This is a genomic window from Undibacterium sp. FW305-107 (assembly GCF_058788535.1).
On the sequence record NZ_JBYTAV010000001.1, the window covers coordinates 1 to 18,832 of the forward strand.

The 18,832-nt window shown below is 50.2% G+C and carries 16 protein-coding genes; 6 read left to right on the top strand and 10 right to left on the bottom strand.

Features of this window, described 5'->3' with window-relative positions; genetic code table 11:
• Window positions 1-430 precede the first annotated feature (430 nt).
• The gene (locus tag AC3WQT_RS00005) at window positions 431-754 is read right to left on the bottom strand and encodes an AzlD domain-containing protein (RefSeq protein WP_110256735.1); all 324 of its coding nucleotides are present in this window, start codon (window positions 752-754) and stop codon (window positions 431-433) included.
• On the bottom strand, window positions 751-1,488 hold the full coding sequence (locus tag AC3WQT_RS00010; RefSeq protein WP_492700992.1) for an AzlC family ABC transporter permease: 738 nt from the start codon (window positions 1,486-1,488) through the stop codon (window positions 751-753). The genes AC3WQT_RS00005 and AC3WQT_RS00010 overlap by 4 nt, the downstream gene beginning before the upstream one ends.
• A gap of 246 nt (window positions 1,489-1,734) precedes the next feature.
• Between AC3WQT_RS00010 and AC3WQT_RS00015 the strand changes: the two genes are divergently transcribed.
• The 4 genes from AC3WQT_RS00015 to AC3WQT_RS00030 are packed head-to-tail and all read left to right on the top strand — an operon-like array spanning window position 1,735 to window position 3,998.
• Window positions 1,735-1,935 (top strand): zinc-finger domain-containing protein, encoded by a 201-nt coding sequence (locus AC3WQT_RS00015; protein ID WP_492700994.1) that lies wholly within the window; start codon window positions 1,735-1,737, stop codon window positions 1,933-1,935.
• A gap of 18 nt (window positions 1,936-1,953) precedes the next feature.
• A complete protein-coding gene (locus tag AC3WQT_RS00020; protein WP_492700996.1) occupies window positions 1,954-2,385 on the top strand; it encodes a YybH family protein in 432 nt (143 codons plus the stop codon).
• A gap of 42 nt (window positions 2,386-2,427) precedes the next feature.
• On the top strand, window positions 2,428-3,384 hold the full coding sequence (locus tag AC3WQT_RS00025) for a YheT family hydrolase (protein ID WP_492700998.1): 957 nt from the start codon (window positions 2,428-2,430) through the stop codon (window positions 3,382-3,384).
• Window positions 3,384-3,998, top strand: coding sequence for a DUF2946 family protein (locus tag AC3WQT_RS00030; RefSeq protein WP_492701000.1), 615 nt, complete (start codon window positions 3,384-3,386; stop codon window positions 3,996-3,998). Before AC3WQT_RS00025 ends, AC3WQT_RS00030 begins: the two co-directional genes overlap by 1 nt.
• A 31-nt stretch (window positions 3,999-4,029) precedes the next feature.
• Here the strand turns inward: AC3WQT_RS00030 and AC3WQT_RS00035 are convergent, their stop codons facing one another.
• From AC3WQT_RS00035 to AC3WQT_RS00065, 7 genes are all read right to left on the bottom strand, one after another.
• Entirely contained in the window at window positions 4,030-4,938 is a 909-nt protein-coding gene (locus AC3WQT_RS00035) for a hypothetical protein (RefSeq protein ID WP_492701001.1), read from the bottom strand.
• 36 nt (window positions 4,939-4,974) lie between these two features.
• Window positions 4,975-6,732, bottom strand: coding sequence for a hypothetical protein (locus AC3WQT_RS00040; RefSeq protein WP_492701003.1), 1,758 nt, complete (start codon window positions 6,730-6,732; stop codon window positions 4,975-4,977).
• Between the two features lie 288 nt (window positions 6,733-7,020).
• Complete coding sequence (locus AC3WQT_RS00045; RefSeq protein WP_492701005.1) at window positions 7,021-7,473, bottom strand: DUF6794 domain-containing protein; 453 nt, start codon at window positions 7,471-7,473, stop codon at window positions 7,021-7,023.
• Between the two features lie 182 nt (window positions 7,474-7,655).
• Complete coding sequence (locus AC3WQT_RS00050) at window positions 7,656-10,334, bottom strand: hypothetical protein (RefSeq protein WP_492701007.1); 2,679 nt, start codon at window positions 10,332-10,334, stop codon at window positions 7,656-7,658.
• Between the two features lie 315 nt (window positions 10,335-10,649).
• Complete coding sequence (locus AC3WQT_RS00055) at window positions 10,650-11,096, bottom strand: hypothetical protein (RefSeq protein WP_492701009.1); 447 nt, start codon at window positions 11,094-11,096, stop codon at window positions 10,650-10,652.
• Between the two features lie 146 nt (window positions 11,097-11,242).
• Window positions 11,243-11,782 (bottom strand): hypothetical protein, encoded by a 540-nt coding sequence (locus AC3WQT_RS00060; protein ID WP_492701011.1) that lies wholly within the window; start codon window positions 11,780-11,782, stop codon window positions 11,243-11,245.
• Window positions 11,783-11,785: 3 nt separating this feature from the next.
• The gene (locus tag AC3WQT_RS00065; RefSeq protein WP_492701012.1) at window positions 11,786-13,348 is read right to left on the bottom strand and encodes a beta-barrel assembly-enhancing protease; all 1,563 of its coding nucleotides are present in this window, start codon (window positions 13,346-13,348) and stop codon (window positions 11,786-11,788) included.
• Between the two features lie 143 nt (window positions 13,349-13,491).
• On the opposite strand from AC3WQT_RS00065, the gene moaC reads away from it, so the two are divergent.
• Both moaC and AC3WQT_RS00075 read left to right on the top strand, forming a co-directional pair.
• A complete protein-coding gene (moaC, locus tag AC3WQT_RS00070; RefSeq protein WP_492701013.1) occupies window positions 13,492-14,037 on the top strand; it encodes a cyclic pyranopterin monophosphate synthase MoaC in 546 nt (181 codons plus the stop codon).
• A 498-nt stretch (window positions 14,038-14,535) separates the two neighbouring features.
• A complete protein-coding gene (locus AC3WQT_RS00075; RefSeq protein ID WP_492701015.1) occupies window positions 14,536-16,173 on the top strand; it encodes a P-loop ATPase, Sll1717 family in 1,638 nt (545 codons plus the stop codon).
• Window positions 16,174-16,416: 243 nt separating this feature from the next.
• Here the strand turns inward: AC3WQT_RS00075 and AC3WQT_RS00080 are convergent, their stop codons facing one another.
• The gene (locus AC3WQT_RS00080) at window positions 16,417-18,324 is read right to left on the bottom strand and encodes a glycoside hydrolase family 16 protein (RefSeq protein WP_492701017.1); all 1,908 of its coding nucleotides are present in this window, start codon (window positions 18,322-18,324) and stop codon (window positions 16,417-16,419) included.
• Between the last annotated feature and the right edge of the window lie 508 nt (window positions 18,325-18,832).

Here is an 18,832-nt window from a genome sequence, read left to right on the forward strand (position 1 = left end):
TCCGATGTGTCGATGCCTTTGCTGCGAGGCAGAAAATGGATTAAGAAATGACCGTTGTTTGAGCCGCAGGCGAGTTTCGGGCATTTCCCATTTTTTGACTTGCAGCAAAGGGAACCCCCTTCAGGGGGCAGCGACGCCTCGGTCGCCTTCTTTGGCTTACTTTTCTTGGCGAGACAAGAAAAGTGAGTAGCCGCCGGTCTACCACCGGCCTGCAATCGTAGATTACGTGTGTAGGTATTAAGGGAGCAGATACGCAATCACGACGAATCTGAAATTAACTCGCACAAAGTTTGCCACTAACGCCGCTGGATTCCAGCCAAAAGCACGCTGAAATGACGTAGTAAAAAGAGCGACAACATTATCAATTTTTGCTTCGATAGAGGCTATGCGTACAAGGCATGGCACCAAGCGAGGCTATAGCCCCACCCAATCACAACCCCAACCGAATATAAGTAAACACCGCCATCCCAAAAAATATCGTCTGCAACATATTCTTGCGCACCAAAAAGAAAGCCGTTGCCAGCAAACCCGCCAATAAACGCGGGTTTTGCAAACCCACTTCGACCTGGCCATTGGTCAGCAACAAATCAGGTACGATAATCGCTGCCAGCGCGCAGGCCGGGGCGTAACGCAGGGCTTCCTGCACACGCTTGGGCAGGCTGATGTGGTGGCCGACCAGCCAAAAGCCGCTGCGGGCGATGAAGGTGGCGAGGGTCAAGAGGGCGATGACCAGCCAGATTTCCCAGTCACTCATACTTGCTCCTCTTCATTCTTGTCAGTGGCGGGTTCTTTTTTACCGTCCAGATATTCTTCCAGCATCATGGCAGTGCCCATGCCCAGCACCACAGCCAATAAGAGGCCCAGCTTGTAAGGGAAATTCACTGCCAGCAAGGCGCAAACGCCTGCCACGACGACACCGGCAAAGGCGGCGCGGTTGATGATGAGGGGCAACATGATGCACAGAATGGCCAGCGTGCCCGCAAAGCCCAGGCCCCAACTGGTAGGCACCTGGCTACCTAGCAAGATACCAATGACAGAACCGATTTGCCATGCTGCCCAGTTAGGGAATACCAGCGCCTTGAGATAGGCCAGCTTGCCTTTTTCATCGCCGAATTCAGGGTAGCGCTGCATGAACAAGCCGACGGAAATATCGCCCGTCAAAAAACCCAGCCAGGCACGGGTGCGCGCAGGCAGATATGAAAAATGCGGGGCCAGGATGGCAGAAAATATCAGGAAGCGCAGGTTCACCACCAGCGCGGTAGCAAAAATCACCCAGACCGGGGCATGCGCGGCAATCAGGGGTAAGGAGGCGAGTTGGGCTGATCCGGCAAAGACCAGCAGGGTCATGCCCATTGCTTGTGGCAGTGTCAGGCCAGCCTTGATCATGGCGATACCGACCACCAGACCCCAGGCACCAACCCCAAACCAGGTTGGCCCACCTACTCTCAAACCTTCCTTGAACGCGGCCTTGTCTGATTCAAATGACATGAGAGTGTAGATGTAGCGGGAAAGTGCATCATTGTAACGGGGAAACAGGAAGCTTGCCTGTGAGGGTGGATTTGTGAGCAGATTGATAAATCTCAATTTCCCTCCCGGCATCATGCATTCTCACTCGGCTCACTCTGAAGAGCCAGAATCCGTTAAAATCCCGTTGCAATGTCTAATTTGGAAGTAAACCGACGCCGCCAGCATGGCGCGCATGCTTCCTGCACCAATTTTATTTATGGAGTCTCCATGTCCACCACAGCTACAACCAATAACATCGTCGAACTGCAAGCCACGGATTTGCCTGCGCACTGCCCTAACCCGGCCATGCCGCTGTGGTCATCCCATCCGCGCGTTTACCTGGATTTGTCGCATGGCGGCACGGCCACTTGTTCTTATTGCGGCACGCAATACAAGCTGGCAGCTGGCGTTGTGCTCAAAGCCCATTAATCTCCTCCACAATTCATCATGGCCGCTAAAAAACAGTTGAATGGCAGTGCCGACGAAGTTGAGGCGGCCTTTTATGATGCTCTCAGCCGTGCTGACCTGGATGGCATGATGGCGCTGTGGGCCGAGGATGAGGAGATAGTCTGCATCCACCCGGGCGCAGCCAGGCTGATAGGCCATGCTGCCATACGCAGTTCATGGGAAGCTATTTTCGAGCGTGGCAGCGTGCAGATACGCCCTTTGCAACTGCATGCCACCCACAATATGCTGACAGCGGTACACAGCATCGTAGAAGAATTCCAGCGTCCCAATGACGGCAACCAGGATGTGCATATCCTGGCCACCAATGTGTATGTCAAGACGCCACGTGGCTGGCGCATTACCATGCACCATGCCTCGGTTGCGTCTGGCAAACCGCCGCTAGACATGTTCAAGGCCAGTATCCTGCATTAAGTCCCAACGTTTAAGTCACCAGCACTACCGGATTACCAACACATGAAATACTTGTCCCCACGCTGGTTACCAGGTGGCCACCTGCAAACAATCTACCCGGCCCTGTTTATCAACAAGCCGCACACACCCTTGCGGCGTGAACGCTGGACTGCGCCGGATAATGATTTTGTCGATATCGATTTTCTGGATGGTGAGCCGGGCAAACCTTTTGTGGTGCTGTTCCACGGCCTCGAAGGTTCCAGCGACAGCCATTATGCGCGCGCCATGATGGCCGCTTTACGCGCGCGCGGCTGGTCGGGCGCGATACCGCATTTTCGTGGATGCTCAGGCGAGCTGAACCAGGCACCGCGCTTTTATCATTCCGGCGATGCGCAAGAGATAGGCTGGATCATAGAGCGCCTGTACCAGCAATTCCACCACCAGCACGATGGCGGCAAGTTTTATGCAGCAGGTGTTTCACTGGGCGGCAATGCCTTGTTGCGCTGGCTGGGGGAATCACAACATCATGCAGATATCGTCAATGCAGCCTGTGCGGTTTCTGCCCCGCTTGATCTGGCACAGGGCGGTGCTTCGCTGTCCAGCGGTTTCAACATGATCTACACCCGCATGTTCCTGAAGACCCTGAAACCCAAGTGCCTGAAAAAACTCGATCAATTCCCTGGCCTGTTCAATAAAACCGCCATGCTGGAAGCCAGGGACTTGTATGAGTTCGATAATGTTGTCACCGCACCGCTGCATGGTTATCTGGATACTGATGATTACTGGCACCGGGCCAGCGCCAAGCATATACTGGGTGACATCACGGTACCTACCCTGGTACTGAATGCCAGGAATGACCCTTTCCTGCCAGCCCGGCATTTACCCCCCCAGGCAGCCAAGTGCGTGACGCTGGATTACCCTGAGCATGGCGGCCATGTTGGTTTTGCGGCAGGCAATGTGCCAGGTCATTTGAACTGGTTACCACAAAAAATCCTGAATTTTTTTGAGGCGAATAGCTGATGGATGAAATCGTCAAGGCAGCCATGGCCAAATGGCCCAATGTACCGCATTGCTATGGCTGGCTGGCACTTGACGCCCGTGGCAACTGGCGTATGCGCGACGACCGCAGCCAGGCGCTGAACCTGCCTGGCGACGTTATCCGCAACACCGCCCTGCTGGCTTTTATCACCCGTAACTATCAGTGCAGTGAAGATGGTTGCTGGTATTTCCAGAATGGCCCACAGCGCGTCTACGTCGATCTCGAAGCCACACCCTATATCACCAACACCACAGCAGATGGCCGCTTTGCCCTGCAACATGGCGAACAGTCCTTCACACCGGAACTGGCCTTCCTAGACCCGCAAGGCAGGTTGCAACTCAGCAGCGGCAACACCCTGGCACAACTCGATGACCGCGACCTGGCACTATGCCTGCCCTGGCTGACACTAGATGAGCAGCCAGTCAGTGACGAAGCATTATTGCAGTGGCTGGAAGATGCTGGCACGCCAGGCCAACTACAGTTGCGCCCGCCTGGTACGCCAGGCTTGAGCCTGGAAGTGCAGCGCTGTGAAGAAGGTCAATTGATGCGCGAATTTGGCTTTGTGCAAAAACCAAGGGCAGCACAGCAGGTTTGATCCTCTTGCAATGAGCTGCAATCAACTACGATCAACTACCATCCGCCTTCGCAGGTTTGTCGCCCGTGCCACGCACATTCATCTTGACGATACTTTGTAAAAAATCAAACCAGAACGGTGCACCCAGGCTGACCGCAAAGGCTGTGATCAGGCAACCCAGCAAAGCCATGCCGCAAGGAAAACTGGCAAAGAAACTTTGAAAACCAAACATGGTCAACACCTCGGCAGGCAATGCGGGTAAGGTATCCAAACCTTTTTCGACTGCCGCCGCAGCAGCGACTGAAGCCTGGTCCCTGAGTACCGGGCTACGCCATAAAGCGACACCAACAGCAAATGCGTCCAGCTTCATGCCCACCGCCAGAAAAGCCCCCAGGCCCAGACTCAGGTAACTGGCATAGCGCTTGTAGCGGCCAGACAGCCTGTCCATGGATTCATCAAACCAGGTGGCGACCTCTTGTTCCACTTTAGTGACATCACCCTGCGCACGGCTGGCGGCGAGTTGCAATACGCTTTTGAGGTTACCCGCAGGTAAATTGTCTATCGCAATATCAAGCCGGTTGAACTGGTCTTTTGAGGCATCGCCTATTCCACCCAGCACATGTATCGTGGCCGCAGCAAAGCTGGTGGATGAGATATACGACAATTTGCCATCCAGTGGTGACACCCGTGGATGATTGACGATGGCCTGTATCACGGGATCAAGATTCTTCTTTTGCTCCAGCAATTCATTGATGCCTGAAGAAAGTGTATTCGCCCTGAGCTTAAACGCAGTGGCAATAAACTCTTGCAAGGCCGTGACGAACAAAGACACCGCGAGAAAAAACAAGGCTATACCGATTGCTGTTTCTAATACCTGACTACCAAACATGATGACTTCCTTTTCTGGATGTTGCTGACGGGCTGGCGCAACAAAGCTGCATGCTGCACCTGCTTGTGCCAACCCGGCTTAATGGTGGTTATTCTTAACTACCGCGATTCATTTGGGATTGAGCAGTTTTGATTCCTGTATCGCGGCCTGTACCAGCTTGACCACCTTGTCAGCGGCCTTACTGCTCGCTATGCCTATCACCACTTTATAAGCCTGCCGCGCCAACCAGCCCGCGCTATCAACATGGGCAGCCACCCGCATCAAATTGTCTGCCCTTGCCTCTATCTGGTCTTCCAGGCTGGCAGGATCAAACTTGCCAGGTATCTCTGGTGCTGGCTGTTCCTGCAAGGCTGATCCATACAGGGGAATGATGGGTATTTCAAACTTACCGCTATCGGGCGGCGTCTCTACTGGTGAAGGTTTAAGGGCATTGAAGACGGCATTGTCCGGTTCCAGCGTCAACCAGGATTTTAAAAAAGCCTGACAATTCCTGCGCCCCAGCATGTAATCATGTTCGCGGTATTGCCTGGAAAAGAATCCCAAAAAAGCCGCCAGACCAGACGAGGCGATGGCATCGCCGCCCGTCAATGCCTGGCCTTTGGCATTCTTGCGGCTGGGTGTGATCAAAAAGCGGCTGAAGTCACTACCGTCTGAAAAAGCAGCCAGATCAGCCGAGTTGAAACGGTTGTTCTGGATCAGGCAATTAATGGTAGGGAAAAGGATGCTCACCAAATCAGCCTTGGGCAAGGCCGCAAAATTAGGGACATCGGTAAACGGGTCTATCAGCACGATGGCACGATTGACCAAACTGCCACTGGTTTCACGCGCGGGGGCTATACCAGCCAGCGCATCATGCGCGAGACCGATGGGGGCATTATCGGTGCAGCCACCATCAAGCGAAACAAAAGTATATTTACTGCCCGCATCACTATCGGGTTGTACAAACAGCGACCATTCCGGCCTCAGCCATTGCGGGCTATAGGTGCCCTGGCCAGTATTGGGCAGGATGTAGCGGTAAGCATAATGCCCGGCTGGCCTTGCCAACTGCACTGCTGGCAAACCCACAGGAAAAGCCGCCGTACCCAGCGCAAAGCTGGACATGGCAGACCAGGCCAACATGTCCTGTGCATCATTACCAACTTCAAACGTGTCTGGCGGCAAGGGGTATTTTGGCGTAGGCAATGCCCCCAGAATATCGATACCAAAACGCACATAGTCTGCATGGTTGACAAAATATTCGGCGCGGCCAGTCTGACCAGAAAACAGCTGCTTGTACGGGATGCCTGCGACATTCGTATAAGTCAGTATCACTGGCAAAGGATTGACTACATACTGCCGTGAGGCGGTCTGCCCGCTGTCAAATGAAGTACCGCTGGCTGCAGCCGCAGCGAGCGGCTTGCCGGACAATAATGAAGTAATCGTCGACGCACCAGCAAGATCATCCGTTGCCAGCAGGCCCTCAATAGAAATCGCATTCACCCAGATCTGGTAGAAAGGGTTTTTCGCCCTTAGCTCAGGCGCGGTATGAACACCAGCAGGTGGATACACATAACTCAGGGCGCGCGACAACAGCACGGCATTGACGCCACCGCCAGATGTACCAGTGACCACCCTGATCAAGATCTTGTGGCGCGGCACAGTCGGTGCACCTGGATGGTCTATATCGTCCTGCGCAATCGCCGCCGCCCACGCATCCAGTGCCTCGACCAGAAAATCCAGCACCCCGGCGGTATAACAACCCGCCGACACCGTGCCCCCAAGCACCAAGGCCAGCTCAAATGTATGTTCTGCAGGCGCAGGCTGCGTCAGCGGAAATATCTTGTCAACCGCCGGGTCACCGGAAATTGAAAAAGTCGTATCAGGCAAAATGCACTCCTGGATGATCAGCTCAGTGTCCAGCTAAAAAATAGCTGTATCTGGAAATATGCCTGACGCGATGAAGACAGCAAGCCAGCTTCACAGAAAAACATCAGGCACCGGGATACGCTTCACTATAAATGCCCGTCTTTTCAGGGAGATGACATTTTACAAATAAAGCAAACAAAAGATAGCATTTACTTGTGTAAAAGTCACTTGATTCAGACTTGATTCAAGATGGGTGTTGCATACATTCACAATTGGGAACTGTGCATGCTCTGGCTGATCATTGAAGGCTTATTGCAGCTTTTTCCAGCCCTCCTCGACGATCACCCAGGAAATATCTTCAGGATAGGCACTCGAGCCAGGGCGCATGGCCTGACAGGAAGCGATAAGTGCACTATTGCCGCGCCACAAGCCAAAGCGATTGCGCACGAGCATTCCCCAAAGAACGCCATAGTCTTTCAGTTCTGCATATTTTGTCTTGCGCAAAGCCTGCCCGCTGCTGTCATCGAGCTTCGCCAGGAATTGGCCTATGGCTTGCCCACAAGTTGCTGACCATGAAGGCGCATCCGGATAGGGGCGGCAAGTCTTGTCATTGACATCGTCAGTGCGCATGCACATTGCCGTTACCGGATCATAGCTGGGCCTGCCCGGCTCCGCCGTTGCATCCAGTTGCGCCTGTGCCGCGCCGGACAAAAACAGGGCTGCGATCACAGCCAGATACATCTTGCCAGTTCCTGTTTTCATGTTTATTCCTCCGCAAAAGACCAGAACTCATGGCTCGCAGGCTGATGACAGTGTCAGCCAGAGCAGCGCCGATAATAGCCATTAAACGCACGAAAAGCGCATGAACAACAGACGTGAAGAATAAGCATCATAGCAAACAGGCATCTTGCCCATGATGCTTGTTGCCAGTTGTTACATGCCGCTCATTCTTCCTGCCAGTGACCATCATCCCACCAGTCTTGCGCGAGTATGGTTGCGACGTCATAACTGCTACCCTTACTTTCCTGATACAAAGGCAAGCCCAAATCCGCAGCCAGCTCCTGATCATAGCTTTTGAACGCGGCCTTCAATTTTTGCGAAATGTTATCTGGATAAACTGCAAAGCAAACCAGTTGATCTGCTTCATCTATCGCCAGCAACTGACGTGCCACTACCTTACCCTGCGCATTACGCGCATACAGAACTTGCTTGTTTGCGTCCAGCAGGCAGGCGACCGCAGAATAATCACACAAGCCACCTATGCCAAGACAGCTTCCGGCATAGCTGCCTAGCATTAGCACCTCAAATGGATCATGTTCAAATGCCAGTGTTAAATCGCCTTGTTCCGTTTGCACTGTGCGCTGCAATCCGGCCTGCCATGTCGGCTGCCGTACACGCAGGTGCCTGCCATACCAAGCCCGATTAAGCGGGTGCTGAATATAAGACACGGTGTTGCCATCCCTGGCATGGCTGAGAAATCGTCGCAAGCCTTTGCGGTTACGACCAGAAAATTTGTCCAGACCCGCCAACAGGCGCAGGGCATGCCTGGTAGACGCAGACGTGTCACGCAAATTGAAAGAGCCATCCATTTCTACCCAAAGCGCAGCGTCAACAGCACGCAAACGTAGCGCTGGCAATCTAGACATACTCAGCCTGCAATGTCTGGCGATTTGCGATGGCGACAAACTCAGCCCGCCTTCAAGGTATTCGCGCAAGCGACGTGGCAAGGGACTATCCAGGCCAGCATCTTTACTCAGATCCAGCATGCGCTGGCAAGCCGCCAATGATGGCATTTCATGCCAGTCCAGCACAAACCATTCAGTATGGAGCAGTTTTTTCATGAAGAGTTGCCGACGCTCGAGATGCAAGCTCCCGAGCAAACTGCAAGTCTTAAAAAACCTGGCTGGCGCTGCCATCAAAGAAGTCCGTAAAAAAGCGGGGGCCACTTCAGCAAAGGAATAGCTACCATAGGTCAGCAAATTCATATTGTCTTCACGTCGGCATGCAAGTTCAAATTGCCGCCAGACGTTATCGTCGATAGCAATAATTTCCGCCCTTTTATCTATCGGCCAGGTCTCAACGATGTTCACAAAGCTATGACCATAATCAATTTCAGCCTTAAACGGCGGCAAACATAATTTATGCATCAGAGGCAAAAAGTCCTGCACAGCCTGCGGAAAACTCTGTACATCACCCCAGCCATCAATAAAGCGACGCCACATCAGCGCCAGCTTGTTTTGCCTGTCAGCGGGCAAATTGATCAGCACATCATGGCAGGCAGAGAACAGTGTTAAATACACTTGCCACTTGGCCTGCATTTTTTCTTTTTCATCTTCATTTATAAAAATGTAGAAGACATGAAGCCAGGTATCTGCGGCCTGCTCGTTCAATTTTTCCCATTGGGTTTCACGCAGATAATGTGCGAGACCAGGAAATTCGGCACAATAATCCCACAAGGACACCCGGGACTTTATGCCTGCGGCATTGCAAGCTTTTGCTATCGCGTCTAATGGCACATCCTGACAATCTTGCTTGGCCGCCAGCGCATAGTCGCTCAAGTCGCTGATATCACTCGTCTCATATAACATGCAACCTGTGATGCTATATTCCACACTGATTTGCCTGCCCAGGTTACGCAAAACATTGCGCAGATAGAATTCAAAGCGCGCATCGTCTTCTGTCAAACCATGCAGACGCATGAGCTGGTCGGCAGTCATCTGTTGAGGCGATAAGTTCCCCTGCACTTCCCGCATCAGCACACTCAAAAAAATAGCTTGCCGGTTTTCTGGCAAAAGCAAGGCGAGTTGTGCGGCATGAGTATTACCCGTATTCATTGCACAAAGGCGTGCCAATAGTGACAGTTTTTGCGAGCGTAAAACTTCATCTGCATGCTGGCTGCTGTACTGATGCCATATTTGCAGCCAGGCCAATTGCCGGTCTGCACTGCATGTACGCAATTGCCATAAGAAGGTGCGACGGAAGGTATCAGGAAAAACAGGCAAGTCTGGCGCAGGAGTTTGCCAATGATGGAAGTACAAGGCAGCACTGGTTGGCACTGCATCTGCTACCAGCGGCACCACCCGGCCTTGTGCGTCCAGTACAGGTAACTTAGTAAAATCATGCCGTGCAAAAAAGGTGTCCAGCAAGCGTGGATCAGCCAGCCACCGACACAAATCAAGCTCAGCCTGCGCGTGTTTGGGTGGCTGGTATTTTGTGCCGCGGTAAGCACGTGGATGGGCGGCAGTAGCTAGTGGTTTCTTTACCGCCTTGGTTTGTGGCACGGCCACCATAGCTGCATGCGCCGGATCAGGCACAGTCGCCCAGAACACCCGCCAGAATGCAGGCCAGACACTGTTCAAATCGGCAGCGCTTTGCAGGCTATGCCAGTCCACCAGCAAAGTGGCAGCTTGAGGAAATAAGTGTGCATCCAACTCAGCCAGATGCACCTGGCGCAGGCCTGGCTGCACCACGCCATCCACTTCATCGCTGAGCAAGGCAATAATGCCCCCAGGCTGGCGCAACAGGCTGACTAATATTGAATTAACGGATTTAACGACGGGCGGCTGAACCGCTGCCCTGGCCTTAACGGGATTAACGGGATTAACGGGATTAACTGATGGCATGTGACGATAAAATGAAAAAATCAGTAAATACGAAGAAGCGCAAACAGCAAGCGTGTCATTTATACGCGGAGCTGTCTGCGGCACTTCAACTGAGCGAACTGCAACTTGAATGCGCGGTTCAGTTTTTCATCTTGTATTTCACATGAGGGTAGTTTTTTTATGTTAGTTGTAGCATGCTTGGGGAAACTGCACTTGCTATTGCAAGTGAATATTATAAATTGCTATTACAGCTGCCTTCATATTATTTTTGAACAGATTGCGCGGTACCCTTCTCTACCTGTTCCATTGCCAGCAGTTTCCAATTCCTGTCGGGGTTCAAACCAATTTCCTTGATGAATTTTTTAACCTGGCATTGAAATTCAGAGGCGGTGAATATTTTGTACCATCCCATTTCTCTGACCCGCAGACAAAACAAATATCCAAACGGCTCACTAGCTTGTCACCATCGAAAAAACTCACCGTGTGATGTGGATCAAAAATGCATAAGGCAATTGCGTCTGGCATTTTATTAGGAACAGCGTTAACCATTTGTCTGAATTTGATTTTATCTTGCTCACTCAATGTCACCGTTTGATAAGTAATCTCTTCATGCTCTACGATTTTTCTGATTTTGTAATCAAAAAAATCGCATTGATTTGAGTGCTCTGTCACCACTATCCTGCCAGCCTGATCAATTGCCTTGATCAAATCACGCTTGCAAGCCGCACTCTCAACTGTTAATTCACTTGCCTGGACTGGTATTGCAGTTAAGCTGGCACACAAGGCCGCACATCAATATATAAATATTCTGAACATATCATATTCCTGCTTATTATTTCTCTGATCTGTATTCATAACTTCATTACAGCACATTGGTCATGATTTAACCCAATGTCAGCGGTTATCCAGGTATAAATTTTTAAAAAAATTCAACGTCTTTGCCTGACCAGATCCACCCATTCTCTTTCAGGATTTAATTTCACTGACTTGATGAATTGCTCCAGCCCTTCATAGATGGCTTCAGGCGGCTTATGTTTCGTCGCATTCCATTGCTGCTGCGAGCATTCAAAGCAAACATCGAGCTTGCTGCTCAGTTTGCCCTGTGCATAAAAATAAACCGTATGATGGGGATCAAAGATACAGGCGCTGACTAATTGAGAAGTCGCGTCAGATACTTGCTCAATCGCGGCGATGAAGTTTTCGCGGTCGCGTGAAGTCAATGTCACGCTGCGATAGACCCTTTCTTTTTGCGTGGCCGCTTGCCCTGCTTGTATGAAATCCATTTCGGACGAATGTTCGGTCACGACGATCTTGCTGGATTGTCGTATCGCATTGATCAAATCCGCCTTATAGGCTGCGCCCTCACCTGCATCACTCTTTTCAGGAGAGCAGGCGAATAACAGGCCACAAAGCAACAGCAAGAGAAATCGCTGAACCCTTAGTCCAGGCTGATGAAGTTGCCACATCATGCACTAGCGCCGCTTTTTCTCTTCCGCCAATTGTTCCTTGTGCTTTTCTTTCCATTCACGCTCACGGGCATCGATGACGGACAGTTCAAAATACTGCGCATCTTTTTCGCGGCGGGCGATGTCGAGTTGCTGCAGGGCGGCTGCGAGATTGCCTTCTATGCCATAAGCCTCAGCCAGGGCGACGTGCTGAGCGGCTTGCTTGCCTTGTGCAGCATAGACTTTGGCCAGCAGGTTATAGAGTTGCGCTTCTTGGCGGTACAGGACGATCTGGTCGCGTAAAAAGACGGCGGCTTGCTCTTCTTTGCTGTCTGCCAGCAAAGCTTCGGCATATTGCACGGCGACGCCACGTGAGAGCGGCAAATCACGCATGCCTTTTTCTGCTTCCTTGACGGCGGCTGCGGTTTGTTTGTCGCCGATCAAGATGTCGATGGACAGGTCGATATACATATTGCTGTAACTGAGCATGCTTTTATACGCAGGCACCTGTTCCAGCATTTTGCGCGATTGATCGAGCAGCTTGCGGGCGGTGACAAAGCCCAGACGTTTATAGGCGACAAAGGCCTGGCCATATTTGGCGGTGATCTGGTCTTCGAGTTTGCCGGTCTTGGCCTGGGTATCAAAAAAAGTACTGGCATCCATCAGGCCCTGCGTACTGCTGTCCTGCAAGACCCTGATCCTGGCCTTGGTAAGTAAAAATTCCAGGCTGTCGGCATGCTGGCGATAACGCTGGTCTGTCAGGCGCGATTGTATGTCGGCTATCCTGTCGCTGGTCAGGGGATGGCTGCGTAAATACGGCGGCAGGTTATCGTTATAGTTGCGCATGGAATTTTGCAGGCGGCCAAAAAAACTGACCATGCCAGACGGGTCAAAGCCAGAGTCCCGCAAAATCTGGAAGCCAACACGATCAGCCTCGCGTTCAGCGTCACGACCAAAATTCAATTGTTTTTGTATCGCCAGCCCCTGCCCGCCGGAGGCAATTGCCATGGCAGCATCGGGGCTGGATCGGGCTGCCAGCACGGCCAGCGCCAGTGCGGCCAACGGGATCAACGCGTCGCCGCGCTGACTGGTCAGCATGCGGGCAATATGGCGCTGGGCAACGTGGCCAATCTCATGGCCCATGACCGAGGCCAGTTCAGATTCAGATTGCGCTGCCAAAATCAGGCCAGAATGAAAACCGATAAAACCACCGGGAAAAGCAAAGGCATTCAACACCGGGTCACGCACGGCAAAAAATTCGAAATTGAAATTGGTTTCACCTCTGGCGTCAGGCCGGGCTTCGAGCATCTTGCTGCCGAGGCGGTTCAGGTATTCGCTGACTGGCGCATCGTCCATGAAATCCGGGTCGCGCCTGACCACGCTCATGATTTGCTCGCCCAGCTTGCGTTCAGCCAGGGGCGACAAATCTTCACGCGAGGTATCACCCAAAGTCGGCAGGTTTTGCGCCTGGACTAGTCCGGATGGCAGGTTCACGCTAGCCACACTGGTCAATAGCAGTACCGCCAGACGGATGGCCGGCAGGTGAAAAGCGCGTCGTAAAGGTTTCGCAATGCTATGATACTTGGACACTAATAGCTTCCTTATTTCGAGGGCTTATGCAAAATTGTTTCAACCTGGCATGACCAATGGTATGTGCCACTGGGCTGGAGCGATTTTTCTTAAGTCCTTATCTCTATTTTTATCTTTTTACACCATTATCTTTTTACACAATAATGAGCACAGATACAAGCAACCCCGGCAACCCCAGCAAACCCGAACTGCCTCAGGAATTGACGCACGAGCTGACCCATTTCGACGCAGGTGGTCAAGCCCATATGGTGGATGTTGGCAATAAAAACAATAGCCATCGCATCGCCATCGCCCGTGGCCATATCCGCATGCTGCCTGCCACACTGGCAATTATCCAGCAAGGCAATGCAAAAAAGGGCGATGTCATCGGCATAGCCCGCATCGCCGCGATCATGGCAGCCAAACGCACCAGCGACCTGATCCCGCTCTGCCACCCACTGGCACTCACCCGTGTCACTGTTGATTTTAGCATCGATGCAAGTAACAACACCGTTACATGCGAAGCGCAGGTTGAAACAGTGGGTAAAACCGGTGTCGAGATGGAAGCCCTTACCGCAGTGCAAGTCGGCCTGCTGACCGTGTACGACATGTGCAAAGCCGTTGACCGGGGCATGGTCATGACTGATATACGGGTGCTGGAGAAACATGGCGGCAAATCAGGCGACTGGGTGGCGGATATCGATAAATGATTGATTTTTATGATTGATTTTAAATAATGTTGTTTGTGCCTTAATGCTCATCTAGAGAAATGTACGAGCCGAGCCTACAAATGAAATTACCTAATTTCCCCGCATCAATAGAAAAGCATCGATTAATAGGCAATTGATCCACCAAATAAGTTCAATCGCAATGTCCACAATAACCAGCTAGAAATAGCACTGCACAAAGGCAAATAGTTATACCAATTCATGCCCTCAAGAATTACTACAATTCAAATCCTTTCCTCCCGAGTTTGTAAGGTGGTGCCCTAAATCACTTGACTCTCTGTTGAAACAAATAGAATTGACTATTTAAATCGTTCCGTTGTTTTCAAGGCATTTTTTGTTAAACATTGCATGATCATGAGCTTTGAGTATTTCAGATTTTACTAATAGGCCATATTATTAAAAAAATATTCAAAATACACACTCTTCTTCTGGAAATTAACTACGCAGTAATCCTATTGACGATGTCTAAGTGGAGGAGTTATGCAAAACAAAGAATTCGGCGTGTCATTTCGCTTCAAAAAAGGCGCGTCAATCGGAGAACCGGACGCAGAAAGTGACCATCGCTATTTAGCCGATTGTTTTACAGACACAGGGGACTTTGAATCACTCCGAGACTGTAATAACCCACAACGGATCATTGTAGGTCGCACCGGCACAGGTAAAAGTGCGCTGATTCAGAGACTAAAGCAATGCGAAGAGAACGTAATTGAGATAACACCAGAGAATCTTGCCTTAAACTACATTTCCAATTCGGACATATTAAATACGCTTGAAAAAGCAGGAGTTAAGCTGGATATTTTTTACGTATTACTTTGGAAACATGTATTTGCAGTTGAACTCATTCGGTATAAATATCATTTGTCAAATGAAGAAACAACTAAGGCGTGGTTCAGGAATTTCTTAAATATTCTTGAAAAGAAGGATAAAGGAAAAGAGATGGCGCTTGCATATCTCGGAGATTGGGGAGATAAGTTTTGGTATGAAACTGAATATAGAATTAGGGAAGTAACGCTGAAATTAGAGAATGATCTCAAGGCAAACTTGGGAACTAAACTTTCAATGTTGCATCAAGATTTAACGGTAGGAACCAAATCAACATCAGAAGAAAAATTAGAAGTAATTAATAAGGCTCAAAGTGTAATTAACTCAATTCAGGTTAGAGCATTATCAGATGTTATTCGTTTATTGGCTGAAGACATTTTCACCGATCCTAAGCAGAAATACTACATTGTAATTGACAAGCTAGATGAAAATTGGGTGGATGACAATTTGCGCTATCGTTTGATTCGTGCATTAATCGAAACTGTGAAAACATTCAGATCCGTGGGGAATGTGAAAATCGTTGTAGCATTAAGATTGGATTTAATTCGAAGTGTTTTTCAGAAAACCCGTGATTCCGGCTTCCAAGAAGAAAAATATCAGTCTTTATTTTTGCCTATCCGCTGGAGCAAAAAAATGCTTGAGCAAATGCTCGACAAAAGAATGGCAAAGCTCGTTAGCGAGCAATACACCACAAGGGCAGTGCAAATAAAAGAACTTTTTCCTGAAACGGTTTTTAAGTCAGATTTTATTGATTTTTTACTCGATAGAACCTTATGGCGTCCCAGAGACGCAATTGCATTCGTTAATGAATGTTTAAAGGGCTCCGACGGAAAAGGAAAGGTTACGTTGACGACGGTCACACAAGCAGAAGTTGAATATTCTGCGTTGCGCGTCGATTCCTTATGTTATGAATGGATGGCGCATTATCCTAGAATGAATGAATACATTTCGCTTCTGAACAAAAAATCGGCTCATTTTAAGTTATCAGCATTTAGTAAGGATGAAATAGATGAATTTTGTCTTCATCATAGTATGGCTAATGCAGAACATTCTCCCGACCCTGTGATAAGGGCTGGTTATGTTTATTTAAATGGTGGCTCACAACATGCTTTTATTATCTGTTTAGTTCAAGTTTTATTTGAGGTCGGGATTGTCGGTATAAAAACGGATTCATTCACATCGCAAAGTTGGAGTTTTCAGGATGCTCGCCCACCGTCAGAGGGCCAGATTAAACCATCCTCAGAAATTTATATTCATCCGATTGTTTGGAGTCGTTTTGGAATTAACCCAAAATAATATTGGCTAATATAAACAGTTTCTATGTCGGATTTTATTGTCAACGGGAGCACCGTATTCATTTCAGAGTAATGAATACGGTCAAGTCTAACATTACGACAATTCTATACTACAGAAATGCGTAAATATAAGACCCTCACTGTATTCGTTGAGGTGTTTCAGAAGCGATTCGCGCGTCGATTTGCCCCAAGAAAAACGGTCATAAATTCCTTACGACCGTTCTCGCCACAAACTAAAAAAACATCACTTCATCGTGAAACTCTGCTGCCCAGTATCGACTGCATAGTTTTTCGCGACGTCCCAATAAGTGAAGCTGTATTTCACCAGGTCCCCTGCTTTGAGTCCGCCAACTGCGTAGCTGTTGTTACCGTTGGATTGCGCCATGCGGACGTTTTGTTGGCCGCCAGAGTTGACCGTGTAATGCACGTCTGCCCACGACGAAGTGTTGATGCCAAACTGCAATGTGCTGGCGTTGATTTGTGTGGCACTGCTTGAAACCGGCGTGGGTGTTGGAGTCGGCGTTGGAGTCGGCGTTGGAGTTGGAGTCGGCGTTGGCGTTGGCGTTGGCGTTGGCGTTGGCGTTGGCGTTGGCGTTGGCGTTGGCGTTGGCGTTGGCGTTGGCGTCGGCGTCGGCGTCGGCGTCGGCGTCGGCACACCAGTGTCCCAGATAATATCGTCAACCGCCCACTGGAAAGTGCTGCCGGGCAGGCTGCCATCGACGCTGTAGATCTGGAAAAGATCAGACATCGATTGCAAGGCGATCAGATTACCCGCAAGTGCAGAAATGGGGATGGTCGCCGTGCCCCAATTGCCGTCGCGTACCAGGCCGTAGCTCGCCACGCTTGCGGGGAAAGTGACAGAACCCTGGTTGGTGTAGGTATCACCGATGCCAACTTTGAAGGCGACGTTGGCGGGTATCTTGATCTTGAATTTCAGCGTGCCATTTCTGTAGTTGCTCATGTCACGCACCTGGCGCGATTGTATGCTGCTGCCGAACCATTGGTTGGCAGCCGTGTAGTTCCAGGCGATGACATTGCTGCCTTCATACGGGGCAGTAGAGCCTGCCGACATCGATGCCTGGTTCCAGTTCCATACATCAGAGCTGACACCTGCCGTCTGTTTGTTATTGACTGCGGTGAGATCAGTGAACACGCCAAATTTGCCAACTTCAGGCACGTTGGGGTTACCCACTTTCACCGTGCCTTTGCCATCCAGTTCATAGACCCGCACATAATCGACATACATGGTGCCAGGCAAGGGTGTGGTCACTTGCGGTGGCGTTGCGGCGTCGGTGAAATTGCCGCCTACGGCAAGGTTAAATAATAAGTAGTACGGCGCTTGCAGCGAAGTTGAATTGACGGGCAAAGGGTTTTGATACATGTCGCGCTCTACACCGTTATCGATGACGGTAAAACGCATCTGTGCATCGGTCCAGTAAAGGCGGTAGGTGACGAAACGGTTGATCAAAGGTGTCGAAGCGATATACCAGTTTTTAGTCTGCCACGCGGTCGAAGCGGCGCAACTGGGGTTGCCCGGCACGCAAGCGGCTTCCTGATAGGTAATGACATTTGAGCCTACATAATTATTGATCGCCGGGTAGCCAGCCAGCGCTCTTCCTGCATTGCTATGCCCCATTTCCATGATGTCGATTTCGCCATTGCGCGGCCAGGTTTGCGGGCTGGTACCCAACATCCAGGCGGCAGGCCACAGCCCTGTGCCAACTTGTGGCGTGCTGATGCGCATCTCCACCATGCCGTATTGGACTTGTACTTTGCCTGCAGAAGAAATTTTTCCGGACGTGAAGACGTTGCTGCCAATGACCTGGTTTTTTGCCTGGATTGCCAAAGCGCGCGTACCAGGTTCAAACGGAACGTTTTGTATCGAGACATTGTTAGGACTGTAGTATTCCAGTTCCTGATTACCATAGCCGCACAAATTGATCTGGCAGCCATTGCCATCATAGGCGCTCCACAAGCCTGTGTTGAGGCTGGTACCATTAAACTCTTCGGACCAAATCAGCCTGCCTATCACAGGATTAGTGACGCTGGCATTGGCTTGCGCGCCATAGGCCAGCAAGATACTGGCAGCGATGGCTGTGAGTGTGCTGCTGCGTTTTTGTTTGTTGAGACGATAGTCCTGCCGTTTCATCATGCCTCCGTAATTTTCAATTTTAAAAACAGGAATTAGACGGATTGACATAGAAAAACACTGTCAACAACGTCTGTCTGAGCTATGTATAAAGACCATTGATATCAATTCCCGAACCTGCTCCCATTTAATTCACATCAAATTGGAAACGTTTCCATTCGAGAGTTTAAATATTGATATTATTTGTATTTTTTGTCAATGGGAATTTTTGCGCCTGAGTTTTATTGAACTTAAAGCAATGTTGGTGCACATGCGGGCAAAAGGCGCTAATTGTGTGAGCTGAGAATGGGCTACCAACGGAAAGCGATACTGGCAGAATAAAACAAAAAAGGGGTCGGGTCTTCATCCAGACATTTCTTTAATGTCGTAATGTAAGACTTCCCCCCTTTTTTGCACGATTCACGCAACCACACGTTGAAGCAAAAGGAATAACGGCATTTTGCAACAAGCGTGTGGTAGTGGGTAAATTTTATCGCGGTGTGTTGTTCGACTACTTGACTACCGGGGGCTA